At 70.2% G+C, this 22,830-nt stretch carries 19 protein-coding genes; 7 read left to right on the plus strand and 12 right to left on the minus strand.

Annotation, left to right across the window (positions count from 1 at the left end):
• Genes ABD371_RS02925 through ABD371_RS02955 form a run of 7 tightly spaced genes read right to left on the minus strand, consistent with a single transcriptional unit; the run spans nt 1 to nt 5,547 of the window.
• Nucleotides 1-822 carry a CIS tube protein gene (locus tag ABD371_RS02925; protein ID WP_344472331.1) on the minus strand — a complete coding sequence of 274 codons (822 nt, stop codon included), beginning with the start codon at nt 820-822 and terminating at the stop codon, nt 1-3.
• 5 nt (nt 823-827) lie between these two features.
• Nucleotides 828-1,265 carry a phage tail protein gene (locus ABD371_RS02930; RefSeq protein ID WP_344472333.1) on the minus strand — a complete coding sequence of 146 codons (438 nt, stop codon included), beginning with the start codon at nt 1,263-1,265 and terminating at the stop codon, nt 828-830.
• Between the two features lie 29 nt (nt 1,266-1,294).
• A complete protein-coding gene (locus ABD371_RS02935) occupies nt 1,295-2,929 on the minus strand; it encodes a hypothetical protein (RefSeq protein WP_344472335.1) in 1,635 nt (544 codons plus the stop codon).
• Between the two features lie 14 nt (nt 2,930-2,943).
• Nucleotides 2,944-3,087 carry a DUF6760 family protein gene (locus tag ABD371_RS02940; RefSeq protein WP_344472337.1) on the minus strand — a complete coding sequence of 48 codons (144 nt, stop codon included), beginning with the start codon at nt 3,085-3,087 and terminating at the stop codon, nt 2,944-2,946.
• Nucleotides 3,084-3,515, minus strand: a complete 432-nt coding sequence (locus ABD371_RS02945; protein ID WP_344472339.1) for a hypothetical protein — start codon at nt 3,513-3,515, stop codon at nt 3,084-3,086. The genes ABD371_RS02940 and ABD371_RS02945 overlap by 4 nt, the downstream gene beginning before the upstream one ends.
• Nucleotides 3,515-3,958, minus strand: a complete 444-nt coding sequence (locus tag ABD371_RS02950) for a phage tail protein (RefSeq protein WP_190123253.1) — start codon at nt 3,956-3,958, stop codon at nt 3,515-3,517. The genes ABD371_RS02945 and ABD371_RS02950 overlap by 1 nt, the downstream gene beginning before the upstream one ends.
• A 35-nt stretch (nt 3,959-3,993) precedes the next feature.
• Entirely contained in the window at nt 3,994-5,547 is a 1,554-nt protein-coding gene (locus ABD371_RS02955; RefSeq protein WP_344472342.1) for a phage tail sheath family protein, read from the minus strand.
• A 239-nt stretch (nt 5,548-5,786) separates the two neighbouring features.
• On the opposite strand from ABD371_RS02955, the gene ABD371_RS02960 reads away from it, so the two are divergent.
• The 4 genes from ABD371_RS02960 (at nt 5,787) to ABD371_RS02975 (ending at nt 12,057) form a co-directional block, all read left to right on the plus strand.
• The gene (locus ABD371_RS02960) at nt 5,787-6,752 is read left to right on the plus strand and encodes a DUF4232 domain-containing protein (RefSeq protein WP_344472344.1); all 966 of its coding nucleotides are present in this window, start codon (nt 5,787-5,789) and stop codon (nt 6,750-6,752) included.
• A gap of 603 nt (nt 6,753-7,355) precedes the next feature.
• Nucleotides 7,356-11,147 carry a phage tail protein gene (locus ABD371_RS02965; RefSeq protein WP_344472346.1) on the plus strand — a complete coding sequence of 1,264 codons (3,792 nt, stop codon included), beginning with the start codon at nt 7,356-7,358 and terminating at the stop codon, nt 11,145-11,147.
• A gap of 14 nt (nt 11,148-11,161) precedes the next feature.
• Nucleotides 11,162-11,824, plus strand: a complete 663-nt coding sequence (locus tag ABD371_RS02970; protein WP_344472348.1) for a leucine-rich repeat domain-containing protein — start codon at nt 11,162-11,164, stop codon at nt 11,822-11,824.
• Between the two features lie 86 nt (nt 11,825-11,910).
• Nucleotides 11,911-12,057, plus strand: coding sequence for a hypothetical protein (locus ABD371_RS02975; RefSeq protein WP_344472351.1), 147 nt, complete (start codon nt 11,911-11,913; stop codon nt 12,055-12,057).
• Between the two features lie 12 nt (nt 12,058-12,069).
• On the opposite strand, the gene ABD371_RS02980 is transcribed toward ABD371_RS02975, so the two are convergent.
• From ABD371_RS02980 to ABD371_RS02995, 4 genes are all read right to left on the minus strand, one after another.
• Complete coding sequence (locus tag ABD371_RS02980; protein WP_344472353.1) at nt 12,070-14,124, minus strand: ATP-binding protein; 2,055 nt, start codon at nt 14,122-14,124, stop codon at nt 12,070-12,072.
• Nucleotides 14,121-14,837, minus strand: coding sequence for a Pvc16 family protein (locus ABD371_RS02985; protein WP_344472355.1), 717 nt, complete (start codon nt 14,835-14,837; stop codon nt 14,121-14,123). Before ABD371_RS02985 ends, ABD371_RS02980 begins: the two co-directional genes overlap by 4 nt.
• Nucleotides 14,838-14,868: 31 nt before the next feature.
• On the minus strand, nt 14,869-17,067 hold the full coding sequence (locus tag ABD371_RS02990) for a VWA domain-containing protein (protein ID WP_344472357.1): 2,199 nt from the start codon (nt 17,065-17,067) through the stop codon (nt 14,869-14,871).
• 161 nt (nt 17,068-17,228) lie between these two features.
• Nucleotides 17,229-17,861: a helix-turn-helix transcriptional regulator gene (locus tag ABD371_RS02995; RefSeq protein ID WP_344472359.1), complete on the minus strand. Its 633-nt coding sequence runs from the start codon at nt 17,859-17,861 to the stop codon at nt 17,229-17,231.
• A gap of 213 nt (nt 17,862-18,074) precedes the next feature.
• Between ABD371_RS02995 and ABD371_RS03000 the strand changes: the two genes are divergently transcribed.
• Nucleotides 18,075-19,484 carry a COG1470 family protein gene (locus ABD371_RS03000; RefSeq protein WP_344472361.1) on the plus strand — a complete coding sequence of 470 codons (1,410 nt, stop codon included), beginning with the start codon at nt 18,075-18,077 and terminating at the stop codon, nt 19,482-19,484.
• Nucleotides 19,485-19,513: 29 nt separating this feature from the next.
• Here the strand turns inward: ABD371_RS03000 and ABD371_RS03005 are convergent, their stop codons facing one another.
• A complete protein-coding gene (locus ABD371_RS03005; protein ID WP_344472363.1) occupies nt 19,514-20,332 on the minus strand; it encodes an eCIS core domain-containing protein in 819 nt (272 codons plus the stop codon).
• A gap of 299 nt (nt 20,333-20,631) precedes the next feature.
• On the opposite strand from ABD371_RS03005, the gene ABD371_RS03010 reads away from it, so the two are divergent.
• Both ABD371_RS03010 and ABD371_RS03015 read left to right on the plus strand, forming a co-directional pair.
• A complete protein-coding gene (locus tag ABD371_RS03010; RefSeq protein WP_344472365.1) occupies nt 20,632-21,684 on the plus strand; it encodes a ScbA/BarX family gamma-butyrolactone biosynthesis protein in 1,053 nt (350 codons plus the stop codon).
• Nucleotides 21,681-22,739: a beta-ketoacyl-[acyl-carrier-protein] synthase family protein gene (locus ABD371_RS03015; RefSeq protein WP_344472367.1), complete on the plus strand. Its 1,059-nt coding sequence runs from the start codon at nt 21,681-21,683 to the stop codon at nt 22,737-22,739. Before ABD371_RS03010 ends, ABD371_RS03015 begins: the two co-directional genes overlap by 4 nt.
• Nucleotides 22,740-22,830 lie beyond the last annotated feature (91 nt).

A 22,830-nucleotide genomic window follows, 5' to 3' on the forward strand; every position in this document is an offset into this window, starting at 1 on the left:
TCACACCCCCCGGCCGACGGGTCCGGCCGGCCCGTTCGGTCCGCCCGCCCCGCCCAGTCTGCCCAGCTCGTCCAGCGCGGGCAGCAGCAGCTGCCGGCCGGGGGCCAGCCGCATCGGATCGTCGATCCCGTTCGCCTCGGCGATCACCCGCCAGGCCGCCGGGTCCCCGTACTCGCGCTGCGCGAGCGACTGGAGCGAGTCGCCCGCGTCCACCCGGTGCACCCGCCGGGCCGCCAGCGCGCCCGAGGTCGGATTCTGCCCCGGCGTCTCCCCGCTGATCTCCTCCATGGTGACCTGGCAGATCGCCCGGATCGGCACCCCCGAGGTGGTGAACAGCGTGTACTTCGCCTGCACCTGGCTCACATAGCCGGGGAAGCCGGTCAGCCCGCCCCAGTGGAACACCACCCACGGCGGCGAGGCGCGCTGCCGCTGCCGGGTCTCGCTGGTCGGCACACAGCACGCGAACAGCTGCTCCACCGAGGTCACCACCCGGGTGTCCTGGGTGTCGCTCGCGTCGAAGAACATCTCGACCGTGAGCTTGCTGGGCTGCGAGCCCTGGTACTCCGGCGGCCCCGAACTCTTCGCCCCCTTGGCCGGAGTCCGCTTCCACGAAGCCGCCTTGGTCAGACTCAGCTCCTTCGGGTTGAACTGGAAGTCGATCCGTCCACAGGGGCCGCCGGGGGTGAGCCCGCCGCCGGTCGGCGGAGTCCGCAGCTCCAGATAGGCGTGCTCCAGCTTGGGCCGCCCCGCGCCGCCCCTGCCGGCCGCCGCGACCCCCGGCGTACCGGCGGCGCTGAAGGCGATGGGTCCCGCGCCGCTCATCGCGCTCAGCCCTCCATCACATAGCCGTGATGGGCGATCTCGATCGTCTCCATCGCCACCTTCGGCGACTCCGGGCTGAAGGAAGGACCGGTCCAGCGGACCGGCACGACCTCCAGCAGCCCCCACTGGGCGACCTTCCGGCCGTCCCCGGTGCGCGCCTCGATATGGGCCGTCTTACGGCTGAAACCGGTGGTCATGGTGGCGAACCAGCGGGCCACCTTCTCCGTCTCGCGCGTCAGCGGCCGGGAGAGCTTCACATGCGAGTACTTCAGCCGGGTCGGCAGCTGCCACAGATGCCCGTTGTTCCCGCCCTCCTCCCGCGTTTCGAGCACGACCTCGCAGCCGAGCCCCTCACAGGTGTTGAAGGAACCCAGCTCGATGTCGTCGACGGTGACGACGAAACTGACGCTGACGGCGGGGTCGTCGTCCTGGACGCCGGCCATGACACCTGCCTTTCGGTCTCGGGGATCGATCAGTGCCTGGTGTTGATGAGAAAGCCGGCGCGCTCGCGCTCCAGCCGCAGCTCCGCCTTGAACAGCCGGCTGAGCGGCGCGTACAGGGCACGCACCAGCTCATCCGTGACCTGAGGCGAAGCCGCCTTCGAAGCCCCCGGCCCCGCACCCGCGCCCTGCTCCGGTTCGGGCCCTGGCCCTGGCCCTGGTCCTGGCTCCGGTTCTGGTTCTGGTTCCGGATCGGGGGCCGGGGGCGGGTCGGGCGGCGGGGGCCCGGCGGTCTCCGTCCCACGCTGGACGAGCACGGGCGGCCGTACGGCGGGCTCCGGCGGAGCCCCGAACACCACACTCCCGTCCGCCATCCGCTGCGCCACCCCGGCGGCCACCGCGACCTCCCCTGCGGAGAGCGGGGGTACGGCGTACGAGGGCGCCGCGACCGAACGCGGCACCGGCGGCCCGGCGGCGGCCGGCGACCGCCGCCGCTGTACGGGGGCCGGGGGTGGGGGCGGGGCCGGGGCTGTGCCACTCAGGGGTACGGCCGTCCGCTGTACGAAGGTCCCTGCCGCGCCCGGTCCGGCCGGGGCCCATCGGACGGGCACGGGGGCCGCCGGTGCGGGCACCTGGGGACCGGGTGTGCGCGGCACCGCCGTCGCTCTTCCGGTTTCGGTCAGTTGCAGCGGCAGGGGGCGGTCCCCGAGCAGCGGCACCGCTCTCGCCTGTGCCGGAACCGGTGACCGCGAGGCCTGGAGCCGGACCGGCGGTCCGGGCTCCGGCTCCGGTACCGGCACGGGCACCTGCGGTGCGGGGAGCAGCGGGTCGTCCCCCAGCAGGGGCGCGGTGGGGGCTGCCGTCTCCGGCTCGGTTTCCGCCGCCGCCGCCTGCACTGCTTCCGGTTCTGCTTCCGGTTCTGCTTCCGTCCGTGCCACCGGAGGCCGTTCCCCCGGGGCCGAGGTGGCTGCCGTCCGCCGCTGCGCGGTGGGCGGCAGCGCGGGCAGCGGAGCCCCGAGCCCGGGTGCCCGCCCGGCGGGCGGGGTACGAGAGGGCTCCGCCGCCCTCTGCGCCTCGGCCCGCACCTGGGGCTGGGCCCGGGGCCGGGGCTGGATCTCGGTCTGGACCTGCGGGGCGTCCGGAGGCAGTACGGGCCGCTCGCCCACGAGCCGCCGCACCGGCGACTCCGACGCGGCGACAGCCGTACTCCCGCCCGCCGACACCAGGGACGGCGACACGAGGAGCGGCGACACCGGGGGCGGCGAGTCGCCCCCGTTCCCCGGGCGCACGGACACAGCGGGTCCCAGGGACCGCTGCACCGGAGCGCCTACGAGCTGAACCGACCGCACCGGTTGCGCCGGTTGCGCCGGTCGCACCTCCCGCACGGGCGCGGTGATCCCGTGCACGATCCCGGTCGGGGCGTCAGCGCTGACCAGATGCCCCAGCGGGGTGGTGAGCGCGGTGTCGCGCCGGGTGGTGAGCGAACCGCGGAAGGCGGCGGGATCGCTGATCAGCTCCTGGCCGCCCAGGCTTCGCTGGAGCGGCGGCAGCGCGCCGAGATCCAGCCGTGGCCGCCGTACCGCCACGGGCCCGGCCGCCTCCCCCCGTACCCCCGGAGTCTCCCGCTCCGTACACCCCGCGCCGCGCAGCCAGGACATCAGACCCATGGTTTCCCCCGTCCTTACTGCCCGTTGAGGCGAGCGGCCTCGGCGACGAACCGCAGCCGCTCCGGGTGTTCCAGGTCCAGCAGCTCAGCCAGCGGCCAGTGGAAGTGATGGGCGAGGTACGCGACCTCCTCGTAGAGCAGGTCGGCCGCGTACGTCACGATTCCCCCAGGCGTCCACCGGCGAGATCCACCGCGAACTCCTCCTGGCAGGAGGGACAGGTGACAGCGGCGCGAGTGTGCCCCTCGGCATTGATCCGCCGATAGAAATCCTGGAGAAAGGCCAGGTCGGAGGCGAACAGATCCTCGATGATCCCCGGGTGGACATCATCGACCGCGCCGATCCGGGTCACCACCCGGGCGATCAGCACCACCGACAGATAGGCGGAGTTCTCCCGTACCCGGTCGTCCCGCAGCGGCACCAGCTCGTCCCGGGCGGTCGCCAGCCGCATCACGCCCGAGCGGTGCACGGTGCCCGAATCGTCCACATAGCCCCGGGGCAGCTCGAAGGCGAACTCGGTCCGCAGGGTGTCCCGGGACTCCTCCCGGTCGTTCGGCGGCCGTTCCGGGGTCTGGACCGTACGGCGCATCAGTCGAGTTCCATGCTCTCGTAGGTGATCGAGAGCTTCTCCGTCAGCACCGAGGTGTCCCCGGCCTTGAGCGTGCCGATCTCCAGCGACTTCGGCCACGCGTTGATGAGCTTGTACCGCTTGATCGGCACTCCCTCGTAGTCGTACACGATCACCGCGCCATTGCGGCGGGCGTCCGTCATCCGGCCGAACCGCGAGTCCCTGATCCAGAGTTCAAAACTGTTGTCCTCGGTGAGACCGCGCGTCACCGTCACCTCTCCGGCCTTCGGCCGGCCGGGCAGCTTCTTGATGGCGTATTTTCCGTCCGCGGTGTTCTGCTTCAACTCGATGACGTCCTGTTCCATCTTCAGACCACTCACCTCGGTGATCTGCTTGATGACGACGCTGTCGAACTCAAGGCCGAAGGAATGCCCCACGGAACTGTCGAGATCGGGCAGTGGCACAACAGACTCCTAACGCACGCTGAAGAGTTGACCGGTCATTCGTCGATTCCGCCCGTGCCGCCGGTCAGCTGCGAGAGCCGGAAAACCACGAACTCCGCCGGTTTCACCGGCGCGACCCCGATCTCACAGATGACCTGGCCCGCGTCCACGCTCTCCGGCGGATTGGTCTCGCGGTCGCACTTGACATAGAACGCCTCGTCCGGGGTCAGCCCGAACAGCGCCCCCTTGCGCCACTCATTGACCAGGAAAGCCGACACCGTACGCCGGATACGGGCCCACAGCGCGTCGTCGTTCGGCTCGAACACCACCCACTGCGTACCGGCCAGGATCGACTCCTCCAGATAATTGAAGAGCCGCCGCACATTCAGATAACGCCACTCCTGCCCGGAGGCGAGCGTCCGTGCCCCCCAGACCCGGATGCCCCGGCCCGGGAAGGAGCGGATGCAGTTCAGACCGATCGGATTGAGCACATCGTGCTCCCCCTTCGTCAGCTGCGTCTGAAGCGACACCGCCCCGCGCACCACCTCGTTCGCCGGGGCCTTGTGCACCCCGCGCGAAGCGTCGCTGCGCGCCCAGACACCGGCGATGTGCCCGCTCGGCGGTACGAGGGACGCCCGCGCCGACGACGGCACCGCCACACTGATCCACGGGTAGTAGAGCGTCGCGTACTTGGAGTCGAAGTTCGCCCGGTCCGTACGCCAGCCCCTGACCTGCTGGGGGCTGAGCCCCGGCGGCGGGTCCAGAATGGCGACCCGGTCGCCCATCAGCTCACAGTGGCTGATCAGCCCGTGCTGCACCGCGACCACCGCGTCCAGATCGAGCAGCCCGCGCTGGTACGCGCTCATCAGATCCGGCACCGCGACCATCGTGACGTCCTCGACCGCCTCCAGCCCGCCGAAGCCGGTCCTCCGGTCGGGGTCGCCCACATACACCTCGGGCACCAGCCCCGGCGCCCCGCCGACCGCCGGCCCCGCGGGCGCGAGCGTCACCGACTGTGCCGCCGGCCGGGCGGGAGCCGCCCCCTGACCCGTCTCCCTCACCTCGATCAGCGCCGACTGCGCATTGACCCGGGTGGCGACATTCTCCTTGCTGCGCTTCGTCGTGACGGAGGGATACGTCTCCGCGACCCGGCCGTCCCGCTTCACGATCAGCCGGAAGACGTCGGACGGCGGATCGTCGCCCTCGGCGTCCGCGACCTCGACCGTGATCTCACCACTGACTCCGGGGCGGGCGGTCACGGCGTACGGCCCGAGGAGCGTCTCCGCCCCCGCCTCTTCATTTCCCCCCTCATTGGCCGCTGCATCGACTGCTGCTTCGACCGCTGTTCCATCGCCGATGCGCACCACATAACAAGTGCCGCCGCCATTGGCGAAGAACCCGTAGACGGAGGCGGCGAGATAAGCACCCTCCATGAAGTCACCGAACCGGCTCACAAACTGGCTCCAGTTCGTGATCAGCGTCGGCTCGTCGAACGGTCCCTTCTGCGCGAAGCCCACAAAGGCGGCGATCGAGGTGCCCACCCCTTCGATCGGCCGCGACCCGGACTCGACCTCTTCGACGTAGACGCCCGGGGACAGGTACGACGGCATATCAGCTCGCTTTCACCGGGGAACGCGGGCAATTGTCGTCATCGAACCGATCACCGGGAACGGATACTCGGTCGCCCCGCCGGGCACCGGGAGCTGCCCGATGGGGCAGCCCCGATGTTCTCTTCGAACCGTGCCGGGCCTGAACCCGCCGCGGTCCGGCCCCCCTTGTGACACCCCTGTGACTCGGGACTGTGACCGCCATCACGCGCGCCGGGTCAACGCCCTGATGAGATGGCCGAATGAGCAGACTGGCCTTTCGCCGCCCGGCCCTTGCCGTGACCGCACCCCTGCCCCTGCCCGTGTCCCTGGCCGCGATCGCTCTGCTGCTCACCGCCTGCGGGACCGAACGCCCCGACGCGGGGCACTCCGGCGCGAGTGCGCCCGCGCCGTCGGCTTCCACCACTCAGGTCGACGACCCGGGCAAGGACGGCGTACGCGTCACCTCGCTGACCCTCCCGCCCGCTTCCCCCTCACCCACCGGCGGTCCCTTCCCCTCGGCCGACCGTCTCGGCTCGGACTCGGGGATCTCGGCCGCCTACGAGGTCACCAACCACGGTGCCGGGGCTCTGACCTACACGGTCATCTTCACCTTCATGAGCGGTGACGGCGGAGCGATGGCCAACCAGACCGTGACCGTGCGCGACGTCGGCCCCGGGAAGACCGTGCGAGGCACGGTCCTGGCCGGAGCGCTGCCGCCCACCACGCCGAGGGTGACACAGGCCAAGGTGCTCGAAGTGACCAAGGTCCCGGCGGGTGAGGCTCCGGCCGAGGCAGGCACCTGCCCCGCCTCGGGGATCCGCGTCAGCGCCGACCAGGGCGACGCGGCGATGGGACTGCGCGTCGTCGGTCTGCGCCTCGACAACTGCGGCACCCGCCCCTACACCGTCAAGGGCTACCCGCTGCTGGAACTCCTGGACGAGGACCGCGAGCCCGTCGACGGGATCGAGATCCTCGACGGCAGCGGCGAGATCACCACCGGCGCCGGGCCCGACGAGCCGCCCCGGCACATCACGCTCGCCCCCGGCGAATCGGCGACCGCCGGCCTGGTGTGGCGCAACACGACCGAGTCCGGCACCCCCGTGAACGTGCCCTATGTGCAGGTCCGGGCGAAGGCGGGCGCCGACCCTGTGACCGTGACCCCGAAGCTCGACCTCGGAACCACCGGGAAGCTGGGGGTCAGGCCCTGGGGAAAGGCGGGGCGCTAGGAGTCGCCTCCATGCGAAAGGCCCCGGTCTCCGTGAGGAGGCCGGGGCCTTGTTCGAGCGCTGGGCAGGCCTTGCACCTGCATCCCCCCACGGGAAGTGGGGTGTCTTTCCTTGGACCACCAACGCCGGTCCCACCACCGGGAGTCCCGGTCGCGAGCACATGATCAATATATCGCAGAAATGCCGAGGGCGTGCCCCGGGCCTCTCCTCACGGTGCCGCACCGCGTGATCTTCCCCAACAGGCAACTGTCTCTGCCCTTCTCGCTGCCTGAGTGGTGCTGTCCGGACTCCTCATCGCCCCGGACTCTGAGTGGGCGCACGGCTGGGTGAGCGGGGTGAGGGGGTGACGCGGTGAAGGCTGTGCCGGAGAAGGCCCCCGACAGCGACCGGCCGCACCGGCCGACCCCCGCCCCCGCGCCGGCCCGGCCCAACGGGTCCCCGGCTCTTGAGCGGCACGGCCTTCAGCGGCTTCAGCGTGCGGCGGGCAACGCGGCGGTGTCCCGGCTGATGGCGCAGCGGTTGATGGCCCCGGTGAAGCCGCCTCCGTCTCAGGCGGTCGGTTTCCGCAGGGTGAGGGCCGATGTCGCGGCGAAGAAGTCGCGTGTGGCCGCGCATCCCCCGGCGGCGGGTGAGGCGCGGGCGGCGCAGGACGCGGCGGTCGCGCCGCCGGACGACCGGGAGGCGCAGGGCAAGGCGGCGAACGCCGAGAAGATGCACGCGGCGAAGGCGGGGGAGTTCGACAGGGCGGCGTTCATCGCGGCGGTGGACCGGGCGGTCGACGCGCAGGCCCCGAAGAACCTCGACGAGGCCGACAAGTTCTCCACGTCCGGGAAGGCGGACCGGGTCCGGGCCGAGGTGGACGGGAAGGTCACCGACGGCCGTGAGGCGTCCGCCAAGGACATCGAATCCACCACCAAAGCTCCTCCGGACACTTCGGCGGCGGTGGAGAAACCGGTCACCCCGCTCACCCCCGACCGTCCCCCCGGCGACCCCGGTCCGCCCCCGGCGGCGGACGCGGTCCCGGCCAGGCAGCCCGCCGAGGTCACCGACTTCTCCGAGGGCCCGGCGGAGAACGACCGGGCGATGGCGGACGCCGAGGTCACCGAGGAGCAGCTGGCGAAGGGCAACGAGCCTCAGTTCGACGAGGCGCTGTCCGCGAAGAGAACCTCCGAGGCGGACTCGGCGAAGGCCCCCGCCCAGGGGCTGGCGGCCGAGGACCGGCAGCTCTCTGCGGCGAAGGCGGGCGCTGCGGGCGCGGGCGCTCAGGCGATGGCCGGTCTGACGGCCACCCGTGCGGCGGCCGGCCAGGAGGTCGACGGGGGCAAGGGCGAGACCAGGTCCAAGGACGAGAAGAAGCGGGCCGAGGTCACCGCGAAGCTCCAGAAGGTCTTCGACGGGACGAAGACGGATGTCGAGTCCATCCTCTCCGGGCTGGACAAGAAGGTCGACGCGGCCTTCACCTCGGGGGAGAAGGCCGCGCGGGACGCTTTCACTGCGGACCACAAGCGCCGCATGAAGAAGTACAAGGACAAGCGCTATTCGGGTCTGATGGGCAAGGCCCGCTGGGTGAAGGACAAGCTCGCCGGTCTGCCCGACGAGGCCAACAGCCTCTACCAGGAGGCCCGCAAGCTCTACGTCTCCCGGATGCGGACCGTCATCTCCTCGGTCGCCGACATCATCGGCGCGGAGCTGGGCCGGGCCAAGGCCCGTATCGCTCAGGGCCGCACCGAGCTGAAGGCGGAGGTCGACAGGCTCCCCGCCGAGCTGAAGGCCTACGGCGAAGAGGCGGCCAAGGACTTCGCGGGGAAGTTCGACGACCTCGAAACCACCGTGAACGAGAAGTCCGAGCAGCTCGTCCAGGACCTCGCCCAGCGGTACACGGCCGCCCTGAACAAGATCGACGAGGAGATCACCAAGCTCCAGGAGGCCAACAAGGGGCTCATCGGCAAGGCCAAGGACGCGATCGTCGGCGCCATCAAGACCATCAACGAGCTGAAGAACCTCCTCCTCGGCATCCTCGCCAAGGCCGCCACCGCCGTCATGAAGATCCTCAAGGATCCCATCGGCTTCCTCGGCAACCTCGTCCGCGCCGTCGGAGCCGGCCTCCAGCTCTTCATCACCAACATCGGCGACCACCTCAAGACCGGCCTCGTCTCCTGGCTCCTGGGCACCGCCTTCCGCGCCGGCCTCGACCTCCCCCCGCGCTTCGACCTCAGAGGCATCATCCACATCATCGCCTCCCTCCTCGGCCTGACCTGGGACACCATCCGCGCCCGCGTCACCCGCAAAGGCGTCCCCGACCAAGCCATGACCAAGGTCGAGTCCTCCGTCCCACTGGCCCAATCCCTCGCCCGCGAGGGCCCGTCCGGCGCGGCGAAGGAAATCCAGGCCGAAACCGGCGACCTCAAATCCACCATCCTCACCAAACTCACCACCTACCTCGTCCCCACCGTCCTCATCGCCGGCATCACCTGGATCCTCTCCCTCCTCAACCCCGCCTCCGCCTTCGTCCGCGCCGTCAAAGCCATCATCGACATCACCACCTTCGTCGTCACCCAGGGCGCCCAACTCGCCGACTTCGTCCACGCCGTCCTCGACGCCGTCATCGCCATCGCCAACGGCGGCCAGGCCGGCGTCCCCAAAATGATCGAAGCCGCCCTCGCCGCGAGCGTCCCGCTCCTCATCGGCTTCCTGGCGGCTCTTCTCGGGATCGGCGGCCTGGCCAACAAGGTCAGAAGCGTCTTCCAGGCAGCGGCCCGTCCTGTCAACCGCGCCATCGACAAAATCGTCGACTTCCTTGCCGGAAAAGGAAGAGCCCTTGGCGGGAGGCTCAAGGGAAAGCCCAGGGATGAGGGCGCCACTTCCGCTGAAAAGAGGCAGCGACTGGAGAGCGCTCTGGATGCCGCAGTCACATCTCTCAACCGATACCGCGGCCGACCGGTGGCGCGGAGTTTTGTGGCCCCCATTCTGGCTGCCATCCGTGTGAGGTACGGCCTCCGACAGCTGGAGCCTGTGCCGATGGGATCCCTGTGGGGGGTGCGCGGGAAGATCAACCCGGAGAGTGAAAAGCGCAGCCAGGCCCAATTGGATGAATCTGGCAGCAATTCCACCGGTCGAGATAATCCCAAAAAGAGGAAGGTTGACGAGGACTATGTGAAAGGCATCTCGGTACACCTTCCGCCCTATGGGAAGCATCTCTCGGAGAGGGTGTCCAACAGGTGGTGGGAAGGCCAGCTGAAAGCCACTGGGGCGTGGGAGAGTAAAGATGCTCTAGGTGAATTTGAAATTGATGCGATCGATGAACTGGGAACGGATGGCACGCGTGAGGATCTGAAGGGGTTCTTTGTAGACGGATCGAACCGCTCCAGGAGGCGCCTGGAGGGAGCGACATCGGATTCATTCAGAAAATATGCCCTGCACGAACTTCGTCCGAGCCCCAAGCATTCGATCAGGGATGGCTTCTACGAGAAGATTGGAAACAAGGCAAAGGCGAACCTGAAGGAGAACGCCAAGCCGGAGGTTAAAGCTGGCGAACTGGCCGGCAAGCTAAACAGTCTAGATTTCCATACAAACGAACAGTTCGGCAGGTTCTCGTCCCTTCCGGTGCCGGAAAGAGAGCTCGACCCCCAGTTGAAGCAGGCGGCTGGCGGACGGGTTGTGGAATTCCTCAAGGAGATGGCTGAGTATGGAAAGTCGAAAGAAATGGCAATGGAGAGACTTGTGGAACTTTGGGATGAGCCGGGTGCAGGCAGGAACCCGCACAGAGCATGGCTGAAGGACGAGTTCAGAGGGGCTGGAGGGCTCCATGAGTGGATCCCGACAAATCAGATGATCAAAATGCTTGATACGGGCGTCAGGCAAAAGAAGGAGGGGCTGGGCACGGCTGTCGCCTGGATAGAGCTTCAGGACAAGCTTCGCTCATTCACTACGGATGTCATCTGGGATCTGCGTGTAACGAGAAACATGACGGAGATCCGTAGTCATGACATGGATGCCCATGTGGGGGCTTTTGTTAACTATGACGGTAACCCTATCTACAACGGCAGGGACCAGAAGTGGCACAAGCCGTTGAGGGAATATTTTGATAACTTCATAAAGAAAAATCCGATGGGCACGCCACTTGAGTATCTGGCGGAACTCAGGGGACTTCTTCAGTCCGGTAAGTTGATGTGGGACGGGGATGTCTCTAACTTCAGCGCGGAGCAGTGCGCTCTTCCGATCAGGGCGATTTACAAGTCCATTCACATACGCGGAAAAATAACTGAAGAGGAGCAGCGGATTGATCCCATTACCGTTGAGGATCTAAGCGTTTTCCAGAAGGACTCGTATGCACGAATCGAGCAAGATTTCTTAGAGGCCGAATCGAGTGTAAAGAAAATCCTGCAAGCGCCATGATGGGAGCGTTGCGGATGAGGATCGATCCAGCGGTAGATCAGGCAATTCGTCGGGCGGTCGGTCATGGCCTTCCAGTGACTGAAGAAGAGCGCGAATCCGTCGACAGTCTCAATCTCAGAAATGCCAAAGAGATCACTGACCTCGGGCTGTTCACATCACTTCAGCGTCTCATCATCACCGGATCCGATCCGGTCTCGGTCGGTCACTTCTCGATGATTGAAGGGCTGCGCACTCTGACATTGGAGGACAGTGGGTTCTCCGATCTCTCGGGCATTGAATCTCTGTCGCTCCTGAGTCTCGCCATTCCCAGGAACTGGGTGACTGATATCAGTCCGGTACTGAATATGTCGACTCTTCTCCAGATCGATGTCACTGGAAATCCACTGTCAGAGCATTCGTGGCGCCATGTGATTCCGGCGATGAGGGACTCGGGCTGCCGTGTCAAGGCCTCGGGTGAACTGGAATGGAGGCTTACGGTCCACCTCCACTCTGCCGGGGTGCGCATCTCCTGCTACAAGAATTCGGAAGATTATCGACTCTGTCGTCCTGGGCTCGGCCTGACGGATTTACCTCAATATGCACACCCGATCGTCTCCCTTGAAGATGTCCGCGAACTCTTGGCCGGAGATCCATCGGCGGCGCATCGGTATTTCGAGGGCCGGCCAAGACTCGTATAATCGCGCAGGCGATTCCCCTCGCCTTCGATCGTATGAACTGTCGGATTTGAAAAGCGCTCTCATGCTTCATGTATTGGAATGGCTTTGTGAGTGACGACAGCGTCTATACGGGCAACATCGCCGAGTTGACCGCGGAGCATGAAGTGTGGAGCACGGCGGCCGTGGTCGTCACCTCGGACCCGGAGGATCTGGCGATGTTCTGCGGCGACCGCGTACGGATCATCAAAGTCTGACCGCCCCCCGGCTCACCTCAGCAACCCCAGATACGGCCCGAACTCCGAAGCCAGCGTCAGCCTCCCCAGCTTCTGATACTCCCGCTGGATCGCATGGATCAGTGTCCCCATCGACACCGGCTCCCCCGTCTCCGCCGCCAGATACGCGGCTGTCACCGCGATGGAGCGGATGTTGCCGCCGGCGAGTTCGAAGTTGTCGGCGCAGAAGGGGAGGTCGAGGTCGGGGGCGCGGGGGAGGTGGGGGCCGAGGGAGTGGTGCCAGAGGAGGAGGCGTTGGGGTGGGGCGGGGACGGGGAAGTCGATGACGAGGTCGAGGCGGCGGGTGAAGGCGTCGTCGAGGTTGGCGCGGAGGTTGGTGGCGAGGATGGCGAGGCCGTCGAAGGACTCCATGCGCTGGAGGAGGTAGGCGCTCTCGACGTTGGCGTAGCGGTCGTGGGCGTCTTTGACGTCGGAGCGTTTGCCGAAGATGGCGTCGGCCTCGTCGAAGAGGAGGACGCCGTTGACGCCGGCCGCCTCGGAGAAGATCCGTTCGAGGTTCTTCTCGGTCTCGCCGACGTATTTGTCGATCACGGTGGCGAGGTCGACCGTGTAGAGGTCCAGCCCCAGATCGGCCGCGATCACCTCGGCGGACATGGTCTTTCCCGTACCGGAGTCCCCGGCGAAGAGCGCGGAGACACCTCGGCCGCGACCGCCGCCGGGGCGCATGCCCCAGGCTCCGAGGACTTGGTCGCGGTGGCGGGCGCGGGCGGTGAGTTCGCGGAGCTGGGCGTGGGTGTCGGCGGGGAGGACGAGGTCGTCCCAGGTCACGGTGGGTTCGATACGGCGGGCCAGCCGGTCGAGCCCGGCCGCGTTCTGGGCGCGGGCGCCGTGGCGGACCTGGTCGGGGGTGAGGACGCCGCCGTGCAGCCGGGCCGTCTGGGCGGCGGAGTGGGCCGCGCCGGTGATCTGTTCGGGGGTGAGGAGGAAGGGGGAGAGGAGCCGTCCGGCGTCGATGGAATCGGGGACCGGCGCGGTCGCCAGCCGTTGGTACGCCCGGGTCCACAGGGCCGCGCGCGCCGCCGGTTCCACCCTCGGGGCGTGCAGGGCGAGCGGTGGGGCGGCCGACCAGGACGCGTCCCAGGGCACCCGCCCGACCAGGATCACGGGCACCGGAGTGGCCGTCAGCAGCCGCAGCAGCCGGGGGTGTTCGCGGGCCACCGCGTCGATCGGGGCGCAGACCAGACCGGCCCCGGTCAGCCGGGCCTCGCGCACCAGCGCGCGCACCGCCTCCGCCGGAGCGGGGTCCTCCGCGAGCCGGGCCAGATCCAGCCCCAGCACCCGGCGGCCCGCGAGGCCGAGCGCCGAGGCGGCGAGCGCGGTGCCCGCGCCGCCCTGGTCCTCGCGGAGGTAGGCGAGCGCGACGCCCTCGGCGAGGGCCCCGGCCAGCGGCGCGGGGTCGCCGGCACCCGGTGCCGGGTGCCAGGGCGCGAGCAGATCGGCCGGCCGGGGATCGGGGGTGTCGTCGCCGAGCAGATGCGCGGCGACCCGGTCCGGCACCCGGAGCGCACGGCTCAGGAACGGCCGCTCCGGATCCTCCACCAGCAGCAGCCGACCCGCCCGCAGCGGTGCCTGAGCGCTCAGCCGGGCGCGGGCCTCCCGGTCGGCGGGGGAGAGCCCGCACAGCCCGAGGGCCAGGCCGATGGAGGGACGCCGACGGGTCACATCGTCGTTGAGATACCCGTAGAACGCCTCGAAACGGTCGTCCAGATCGGGTACGAGGGCGATCAGCAGGATCTCCGTGTCCAGCGGCGTGAGCTCGAACTCCCGGACCAGGTCGGTGAGCCGCGAAGGCTCCGCCTCCGGCGGCGGATCGGCAGGGCCAGGCGCAGGGCCAGGGCCCGGGAAGGCGCGGGCGTCCTGGTCGTCCAGGAGCCGGGCGATGTTCTCCTCCGTGAGATACAGACCTCGGAAGGCGTCCTCCGGATCCGGATCCGTCGCCGACCGTGCCTCGACCGCCCGCCGCACCCGCCGCTCCACGGCCACCGCCCGGTCGAGCAGCTGGCGCAGGCTCCCGGCCGGGTCCGTCACTCGGCGGTCTCCGTTCCGCGCGCCTCCACGATCCGCCGCGAGAGCCCCGCGCCGGAAGCGCGCGATGCGCCGGAACGCACCCGCTCATCGCCCTTGCCCCCGTACACCGGCGGCCCCTTCCGCCCCTCCGGCCTCCCCGGCGCGTCCCCGAACCGTGCCCGCATCCCCTCGTCCTCGACCGGCGGACCCGCCGTGTAGACGGGCGAGGCGGTCACCGGGACGCTGATCACCAGGTCGAGCGAGGGCTTCAGCTCGCCGCCGAGCGCGCTCCACACATCGGCGAAGGAGCGGTCCTCCGGCGGCGGCAGCGCGATCGACATCGGTACGGAGAGTCCGATCTCGGCCAGCGAGCCGGTCAGCCGCTCCGGCGGCAGCGCCTCGTACCGCAGCAGGCAGGCCAACAACGAGGAGAGCAGCCGGTGTTCGTCCTCAGGCCGCTTCGTCCAGGCCGTGATCAGGTACGACAGCTTGAAGAAGCGCGGCGGCCGGCGGCGCGCGACGACCGTGCCGCGCTCGTCGTACTCATTGTGCAGACCGCGTTCGCGCCGCCGCATGTCCTCGCGGATGTCGTACAGATAGAGATTGACCATCGGCGCGTTGACCTTCGCCGCCCACTCCCGGGTCGGGGCGTCGAAGACCACCGAGATCTGGCCGCCTTCGAGCACCTCGGACCTGATCAGGGTGCGCAGTACGTCGTCCACCTCATGGATCACTTGAGCACCCCCGGTCCGTGCACCCGCCCGCTCATGAGCGGCCCGCGAAGTCCGGCGGCTGGAGATTCCGCTGCACCACCAGCACCGGTCTCTTCAGCCGGGCCAGATTCCGTGCGGCGGCCCGGAGTTCGCGCGGGCCGAGACGGTCCTTGCGCAAGACCAGGACCTGCGCCTCGAAGGTCCCGTCCCGTCCGACGGTCACGGCGGCCGTGCTCGCGGTGATGCCCACGTTCCAGGTGAGACGTACGGCCGTGCCCGGCGGATAGTCCTTGCCCCGGGCCAGCACCGGCTGGCCGGGCCTGGCGACCTCGGGGGTCACGGTCAGCGAGGGCTTGAGGACGCGCAGCCGGTCGCTGTCCTTGTTGTTGACCGGACGGCGGTCGGTCCGGACGCCGCGCACGGTGGCCCGTACCTCGCTGTTCACCGCCGTACGGTACGTCCCGGTCTGGGTGACCTGGAGCCGCTCACCCGCCGGGATGGTGCAGGGGACGGCCGCCGTGCAGCGGTTCAGGGCGCGCAGAGTGCGGTCCTTCGCGCGGGCCGGTTCGGGCCAGACCGGGCGGAGGACGACACCGGTCGCCGTGTCGGGGCCCGCGTTGGTGAGGGTGAAGCGGGTACGGGCGGGGCGGGTGGTGTACGTACGGTCGGGGCTGACGTCCACGCTCACGGCCACGTCGGCCAGCGGCTCGGAGGGCTTCGGAGGCTTCGGGGGCTTCAGGGACCCCGGGGGCTTCTCGCCCGGGGGATCCTCCGGCACCTCCGGCACTTCGAGCACCTCCACCACGGCGGTGTCCCGGCCGGCGTTCCCCCGGGAGTCGACGGCCGTGCAGACGACGGTCGTCGTGCCGATCGGGAACAGCGATCCCGAGGCGGGGAAGCAGCGGGGGAGCAGCGTGCCGTCGATGTCGTCCCGCGCGGTCGCCCGGTATTCGACCCGCGCGCCCTTCTCGTCCTCGGCCCGGACCGTACGGTCGTCCACGACGACCTCGGGGCCGCTGACGTCGTTCACCTTGACGCTGATCTTCTGCTGGTAGCCGGGATCGGCCACGGCGGCCGGGCCGATCTCCTCGTCGCCGGGGGCCCGGGCGCCCAGCAGGAACTGGACCGTGCAGGTCAGCGTCGCGCCCTGGGGCGCGTCGGCGGCGACGTCGACGGTCTCCGCGAAGGCGGCGACCGCACCGCTGGTGACCTTGCGGACCGGCGGTTCGAGGGAGACGGCCAGATCGGGGTCGCAGTCGGCGAGCTGGTGGCCGACGCTGGTGGGGAGGTTGTCGAAGCCCTCGACAATGGCCTCGGCCACCTCGTCCTCCTTGATGCCCGTCAGCAGTCTGCCGCCGGTGGCGGTGATGATCCGGGTGGCCTGTCCGGGGGTGGTGGGAGGGTCCTCGACATAGTCGGGGTCGCCGGCGTCGCCATTGCCGTTGAGTCCGTCGCCGATCTCGGTCTCCACATCCACACCGATCACCCGGACGTTCTTGGCCTGGAGGTCGGAGATGGTGTCGCCGATGGTGTGGCCGTTGCTGGGGTTGTGACTGGAGGCGTCGCCGACCAGGACGACGACCGGGCTGGCTCCCTCACGGAAGACGGTCTCGCCGCCGGCCCCATCGGCGATCTGCCACAGCCCGTTGATCCAGTCCTCGGAGGGGCCGCGGCTCGGCCGGCCCAGGTTGGAGTCGAGCCGGTTGACGCCTTCCCGTACGGCGGCGAGATCGTGTGTCAGCCCCTGGAACACCTTGAACTGCGCGTTGACCGGGTCGGCCTCCTGGTCGCCGAAGGTGGCCACGGCGAAGCGCGAATCCTCCTGGGCCTCGCGAATCTTTTCGGTGATTTTTCGTAGATTTTCCTTTATGTTCAAAATGCTGCCTGTCATGCTGAAGGTGCCGTCCACCAGCAGAATCACATCCGGCTTGGGCGGAATCGCGGGCGTACGCACCTCCTTGTCCACCCCGATCGAGCCGCCGGGGTCGACCGCCTCCTCCACCACGGCCGGGGTGACCGGGTCCGCGGGGACGGCGACCGCACCCGCACCGGCGGCGACCGCACCCGCACCGGCGGCGACCGCACCCGCACCGGCGGCGGCCGGACCCGAGCCGGGCGCGACGACGGCCGAGACCAGAAGCAGCAGGGCGACGGCCGGGTGGCGGAGGGCGGTGCCGGGTACTCCAAGGGGGCCCGGGGGCCGCTCCGTCCGGGATTGTGGTGACCGTCGGAATGGCTGAAAAACCCGCACGGAATCCCTCCCCCTCAGACCGGCGCCGGCCTGCCGCAGTTCACCGTGCCGTACCGCCCCGGGCCCCACAGGGGAGCGCGGCCACACGCGTGGGAAGCCACCGATGCCCTTTCGGGCAGCCGATCCGGCCGCCGGGCCCGCGTGGGTCGGCCGGGCTCGGCTCAGATCAGGCCCTGGCGCATCGCGTATGCCACCGCATGCGAGCGATTGCGCAGTTGAAGACGTGTCATGACCGAGTGCAGCACGTTTTTGATCGTGCGCTCGGAGTACGCCAGTTTGGTGGCGATGTCGGCGGTGTCGTATCCCTCGGCGACCAGCCGCAGCACATCGACCTCCCGGGAGGCCAGCCCGGTGAAATGGAGCCCGCGCGGCCCCAGCACCTGGCCCTGGAGCCGGCCCACCTCTTCGAGCAGCCGCCCCAGCAGATCGGACGGCAGATGACCCTCGCCGCGCGCCACCGTCCCGATCACCTGCACCAGGTGCTCCGGCGTCGCCTCGGACCGCCGGACCACCCCGGCGACACCGCACTCCGCCGCGCTGACCAGCTTCTGTTCATCGATGTCGGTCGTGACCAGCACCGTGCGCGAAGGGCTGGTCCGCTGGATGTTGCGGAGCATCCGCAACACCGTCTCGTCCACCGTGTCCACGACCACCACGGCCACATCGACCGGTGGCGGAGGCTCGCCCTCGCTCCACTCGGTCATGCTGACCTCGGGGCGGGACCGTAACTGACTGGCCACTCCGGCCTGCGAGATCGGGTCCTGGGCACGTAATGCGACGCTTGTACGCTCCATGGCAAAGCTCCCCCTGAGCAACAGCCGGGTCGCGTCACGGAAGGCACAACCATCACGGCTGCGTTCGTTGGCCTCAGATGGTACGAGGCGGACAGAAGATTCCCGGGTATCCGGAGAGGGAAACTCGAACGCTTCCGCGGGCAGGCGATCTGCCCGAAAGTGTTCCTGCGCGGTCCATGTCCGAGGATCGGCGACGACCCTACGGTGCGCGGTATGAGTCTCACCGCAAGTCTCCAGGAGCCGTTCGTCACCGCCGTACCCGGCGAGGAGACGGGCCTTCCCCTGCGGGTCCTCAACTCCGGTGACACCGTGGAGGAATACCGGTTCGAGGTGGTCGGAGCCTGCGCGGCCTGGGCGACGGTGGAACCGGCCGCGCTCTCCCTCTACCCCGGCAGCTCCGAGAGCGCGACACTCACCCTGCGCCCGCCGCGCGATCCGTCCGTGCCGGCGGGCGAGACGCCGTTCGGCGTCAGGGTCGTGCCGACCAGCGGGCAGGGCGAGCCGGTGGTGCCCGAAGGGCGGGTGATCGTCCTGCCGTTCACCGAGGTCACCGCCGAGCTGGTGCCGAACAGCTCGCACGGGGCCCTGCGGGGCAGACACCGGCTCGCCGTGGACAACCGGGGCAACACACCGATCGTCGCGGGGCTCGGATCGCGCTCCGGCACCGAGCGCGCCCGTGTCTCCTTCGACGAGCCCGAACTCCGGATCGAGCCCGGCCGGGCCGAGTTCGGCGGACTGCGGATCACCCCGGTCAAACGGCTGTGGTGGGGCACCCCGGTCACCCACCCCTTCCAGGCGCTCGTCACCCCGGCCGCGCCGGAGGGGGTGGAAGCGCTCGATCCGGTGGTCCTGGACGGCTCGTACCAGCAGGAGGCGCTCCTGCCGCGCTGGCTGCCGAGGGCGGCCGTGATCGCGGCGCTCCTGGTCGTCGCGCTGATCGGACTCTGGTACGCGCTGCTCCGGCCGGCGGTGAAGTCGGCGGCCAGGGAGGCGATCACCCCCGAGGCGATCGCGTCGGCGACCGCCCAGGGGATGCCGACGCCGGGCGGGGAGGCGAACTCCGGCGCGAGCGGTGAGCCGGGCGCGAGCAGCGGCGCCGAAGGGCAGCCCGGCGCGAGTCCGGGCAGCGGTACGGGCACGAGCAGTGGTGCGAGCAGCGGCGCGAACTCCGGTGCCACCGGCGGGCCGAATCCTTCGCCCAGCCCCTCCCCGCCGGACGGCTCATCCGGCGAGGGATCCGGCGGACCTGCCCCCACCAGTGCTCAGGTCCAGGTCAGGGATTCGGTGGGAGGCGGCTCGAACACCGCGGCCGCGCTGGAGGTGCCGGACGGCAAGACCTTCCGGCTGACCGACATCGTGATCCAGAACCCCCAGGGCGACGCCGGAACCGTCACCGTCTCCGCCGGTGAGAGCGGCACCGTGCTGAGCCTCGCCCTGGAGAACTTCCGGGACTCCGACTACCACTTCGTCACGCCCATCCTCGTACCCGAGGGCGGCCGGGTCACCATGACCGTGAACTGCCGCAAGGTGGGCAAACCGGTGAACGCGCCGACGCCCTCGCGGTGCGCCGAATCGCTCTTCCTCGGCGGAACGATGCAGTCCGGCGACGACCGGGGGAACTAGGGGAGCTGGGGGAACCAGGGAAGGGCTCGTCACGAGGGCGGGGCCTCTTCCTCCTCCTCGGCCCCCGCCGAGGCCGTCCGCTGGACGAAGGACCCCTGCACATCCGCCGGCCGCTCCTCCTCGTCCTCCGTCGCCGCGCGCTGCACCGAGGGCCCGGCGGCGGCCGGGGGAGCGGTCGCCGGGGCCGACAGCACCCGGTCCGCGTTGGCGACGGCCTCCCGTTCGAAGCGGTCGGACGGGTCGCTCACCCGGATCCCGCCGGGCGCTTCCGAGCCGTCGACCGGCCCGTTCCGCTGCTGGATCACATGGGTCAGCTCATGGGCGAGGGTCGTACGGCCCTGGGGCGAGGACGGATCGTAGGCGTCGCGCTGGAAGACCACGTTGTTGCCGACGGTGTACGCGTGCGCGCCGACCCCCTTCGCCGACTCGTGCGCCGCCGTGTCGGTGTGTACGCGCACATCGGAGAAGTCCGCGCCCATCCGGCCCTCCAGATCGGCGCGCACCCCGGCGTCGAGCGGCGCTCCGCCGCCGGAGGCGATGACATCGCGGACCGGGGAGCGCTGCTCATCACCGACCGGTTCCGCCTGCTCAGGGGCCCCGGCCCGCTTCTGCCGCTGGACCATCGTGCCCACCGCGCCGTTTCCCACCGCCCGCTGAAGGGCGCTCAGCCCCGCCGCCCCGGCGACATCGGCCCGTCCGGCTGCCGCCGCCCGGTAGAGATGCGCGGTGCCCGCGTCCGGCCCCGGGGCGCTCTCCCTCTCCCGCCGTTCGCCGTCGAGCGGACGACCCCGGTCGTACTCCCGGTCGTACTCCCGCTCATGCTCCTGCTGATGCTCGTGCCCGTCCATCCTCGTCCCCCTGCCCGCGGCCCCGCCCCACCACCTTCGACCCGCCCGCCCGGCCCCGTCCAGCCCGGGGCCCCGCCCGCCGGGGGCACCCGTGTTGCCTCTTCGGGCAGCCGCCGGCACGGTCACCGTGCCGGTCACCGGTCGGTCATCGGCCGGTCACTGGCGGTTCTTGAGTGAACGTAGAGGCGTTCGGGGCGAGAGCTCGTCCGGGCCTGCTCATTCCCTGAGCCGATTCGCGCGTGCCGCCTGCCAGATTGGCCTGTGAGACGACCGAGCAGGGGAATCAGGTGGGGGCAGGCATGACGATCACGGGCCAGGAGCATCCGGCGGACACCGCGGGACCGGGGGACCCGGTGCTCGCGTACGACCGTCCCGTCGAGCGTTCCGTCGTCCACCGGCACGCGGACGCGGAGGTCTTCGTCACCGACTCCGCCGCGACCGGCCCCGGCCGGTACGCGGTGGCCGCGCTGCTCCCCCGGGCGCACGCCTGCTTCGGCGACCACGCCGGTGCCGCCGGACCCGTCGATCCCCTGCTGCTGCTGGAGTGCTTCCGCCAGGCCGGAACCGTGGTGGCCCACCGCCATCTCGGGGTGCCGATGGACACCGCGTTCCTCATCACGGAGTGGGGCATCCGGCTCACCGCCGCCGCGGCCCTGCCCCCGGGCGACGGCGACGGTGACGGCAGCCACGGCAGCCACGGCGACGGCCCCGCCCGGCTTCTGCTGACGATCGAGGCCAGGAACCTCAACCGGCGCGCCGGCAGACTGCTGGGGGCGACCCTGGTGGCCGAGATGTATCTCGGGGGCGAGCTGGTGGCCCGCGGCACCGTCGGCGCGGGATACCCCAACAAGGAGGCGTACGCGGGCTTCCGTACGCTGCGGCGCAGCTCACCGGCACCGCTCTCGGACGCGATGCCCGCGCGCGGGCCCGGATCGCCCCTCGCGCCGGGGGCCGTCGGCCGTCGGCGCGCGGAGAACGTCGTCCTCGCGGACGGCGAGCGGAACGCCGGGCGGAGCAGGGCGGTCCTCGATGTGCCCGTCGCCCACCCGGTCTTCTACGACCACCCGCTCGACCATGTGCCCGCGATGGCCCTGCTGGAGGCCGCGCGCCAGGCCGCGATCTTCTCGGAGGGAGAGGCGGCCGGGGGGCCCGGACACGTCACCGCCGTCACGGCCCGCTTCCAGCGGTTCGTGGAGCACGACGCCCCGGCCACCGTCACCGCCGCCCCGGCCACCGCCCGCCCGGCCGACGGCGACGACCATGTCGTGGCCGTGGAGTTCCGGCAGTCGGACGGGGTGGTCTGCACGGCCGAAGTGACCCTGTCCGGCCCCGGCGGAAAGGGCCGGCGATGAGGCTGCGCACCCCGTACGGCCTGGTGGCCAGGGCCTGGTACCCCAGCGCGCGGCAGACCGTGGCCGAGGCCCTGGCGGCGGGCGACGTCGACGCGCGCACGGCGGCCGACCTCGGCTACACCGAGCTTCCGGTGAGCGAGGAGACCGCGCCGCCGGACATGGCGGTGGCGGCGGGCCGCGAGGCGCTGGCCGGTGCGGACTGCCCGGCCGGGGCGCTCTCGACGGTGCTGCACGCCAGCGTGCACCACCAGGGGCACGACGCCTGGTCCGCGCCCCACTACATCGCCCATGAGCTGGGCGCGGACGGCGCGGTGCCGATCGGGCTGCTCCAGCAGTGCAACGGCGGAGCGATCGGCGTGGAGCTGGCCGTCACCCGGCTCCAGGGCGATCCGCAGGCCGGCCCGGCGCTGGTCACCACCGGCGACCGCTTCCTGATGCCGAGCTGGCACCGCTGGCGCACCGACTACGGCATGGCCGCGGGCGACGCGGGCACGGCGGTGCTCGTGCACCGGGGCGACGTACTTCCGTCGGAGCTCGTCCTGCACGCGCTCGCCACCACCGTCGCCGCCGGACTCGAAGTCATGCACCGGGGCGACGACGGGCTCAACGCGACGCCGCTCGGGCACAGTCCGATGATCGACGTCCGCCGCACCAAGCGGCACTTCATCCGCACGTTCGGCGTCGAGCGCTTCACCAAGGCCGCGCACGAGGGGATCCGGGCCGCCGTGACCGAGGCGCTCGCCGACGCCGGAGTGGCCCCGGACGACCCGCGGCTGCGGTACGCGGTGCTGCCCCGGCTCGGAGCCAAGGCCATGGCCGAGGCGTACACCCCGCCGCTGGTGCAGTCCACCCCGGCGGAGCCGCTGGACCTGGGCCGGGCCACCGGACACGTGGGCGCGGGAGACCTCAACGCCTCCCTCGCCGATCTCGCCACCGGCCCCTGGCTGGAGCCCGGTCAGTACGCCGTCGTACTCAACGGGGGCGGCGGGTTCACCTTCACCGCCGCCGTCGTCAGCCGCCCGGAGCAGGCGTCCCGCGACGCCGCCCGCCCCTGAACTCCCCCCCACGGAGATCCCGCGGCTCCTCCCCCCACACGGAGCCGCACACACCGCACATGTCCCATGTCACCCGACAGGAGAGAACACC

The organism is Streptomyces amakusaensis, assembly GCF_039532665.1.
Taxonomy (GTDB): domain Bacteria; phylum Actinomycetota; class Actinomycetes; order Streptomycetales; family Streptomycetaceae; genus Streptomyces; species Streptomyces amakusaensis.

Excerpts from the sequence above, each read along its gene's own strand:
- ABD371_RS03015 (WP_344472367.1), top strand. The coding sequence starts at position 21,681 with ATGAGGCTGCGCACCCCGTACGGCCTGGTGGCCAGGGCCTGGTACCCC.
- ABD371_RS03010 (WP_344472365.1), top strand. The coding sequence starts at position 20,632 with ATGACGATCACGGGCCAGGAGCATCCGGCGGACACCGCGGGACCGGGG.
- ABD371_RS02945 (WP_344472339.1), bottom strand. The coding sequence starts at position 3,515 with ATGCGCCGTACGGTCCAGACCCCGGAACGGCCGCCGAACGACCGGGAG.
- ABD371_RS02925 (WP_344472331.1), bottom strand. The coding sequence starts at position 822 with ATGAGCGGCGCGGGACCCATCGCCTTCAGCGCCGCCGGTACGCCGGGG.
- ABD371_RS02995 (WP_344472359.1), bottom strand. The coding sequence starts at position 17,861 with ATGGAGCGTACAAGCGTCGCATTACGTGCCCAGGACCCGATCTCGCAG.
- ABD371_RS02960 (WP_344472344.1), top strand. The coding sequence starts at position 5,787 with ATGAGCAGACTGGCCTTTCGCCGCCCGGCCCTTGCCGTGACCGCACCC.
- ABD371_RS02930 (WP_344472333.1), bottom strand. The coding sequence starts at position 1,265 with ATGGCCGGCGTCCAGGACGACGACCCCGCCGTCAGCGTCAGTTTCGTC.
- ABD371_RS03005 (WP_344472363.1), bottom strand. The coding sequence starts at position 20,332 with ATGGACGGGCACGAGCATCAGCAGGAGCATGAGCGGGAGTACGACCGG.
- ABD371_RS02970 (WP_344472348.1), top strand. The coding sequence starts at position 11,162 with ATGAGGATCGATCCAGCGGTAGATCAGGCAATTCGTCGGGCGGTCGGT.
- ABD371_RS03000 (WP_344472361.1), top strand. The coding sequence starts at position 18,075 with ATGAGTCTCACCGCAAGTCTCCAGGAGCCGTTCGTCACCGCCGTACCC.
- ABD371_RS02955 (WP_344472342.1), bottom strand. The coding sequence starts at position 5,547 with ATGCCGTCGTACCTGTCCCCGGGCGTCTACGTCGAAGAGGTCGAGTCC.
- ABD371_RS02935 (WP_344472335.1), bottom strand. The coding sequence starts at position 2,929 with ATGGGTCTGATGTCCTGGCTGCGCGGCGCGGGGTGTACGGAGCGGGAG.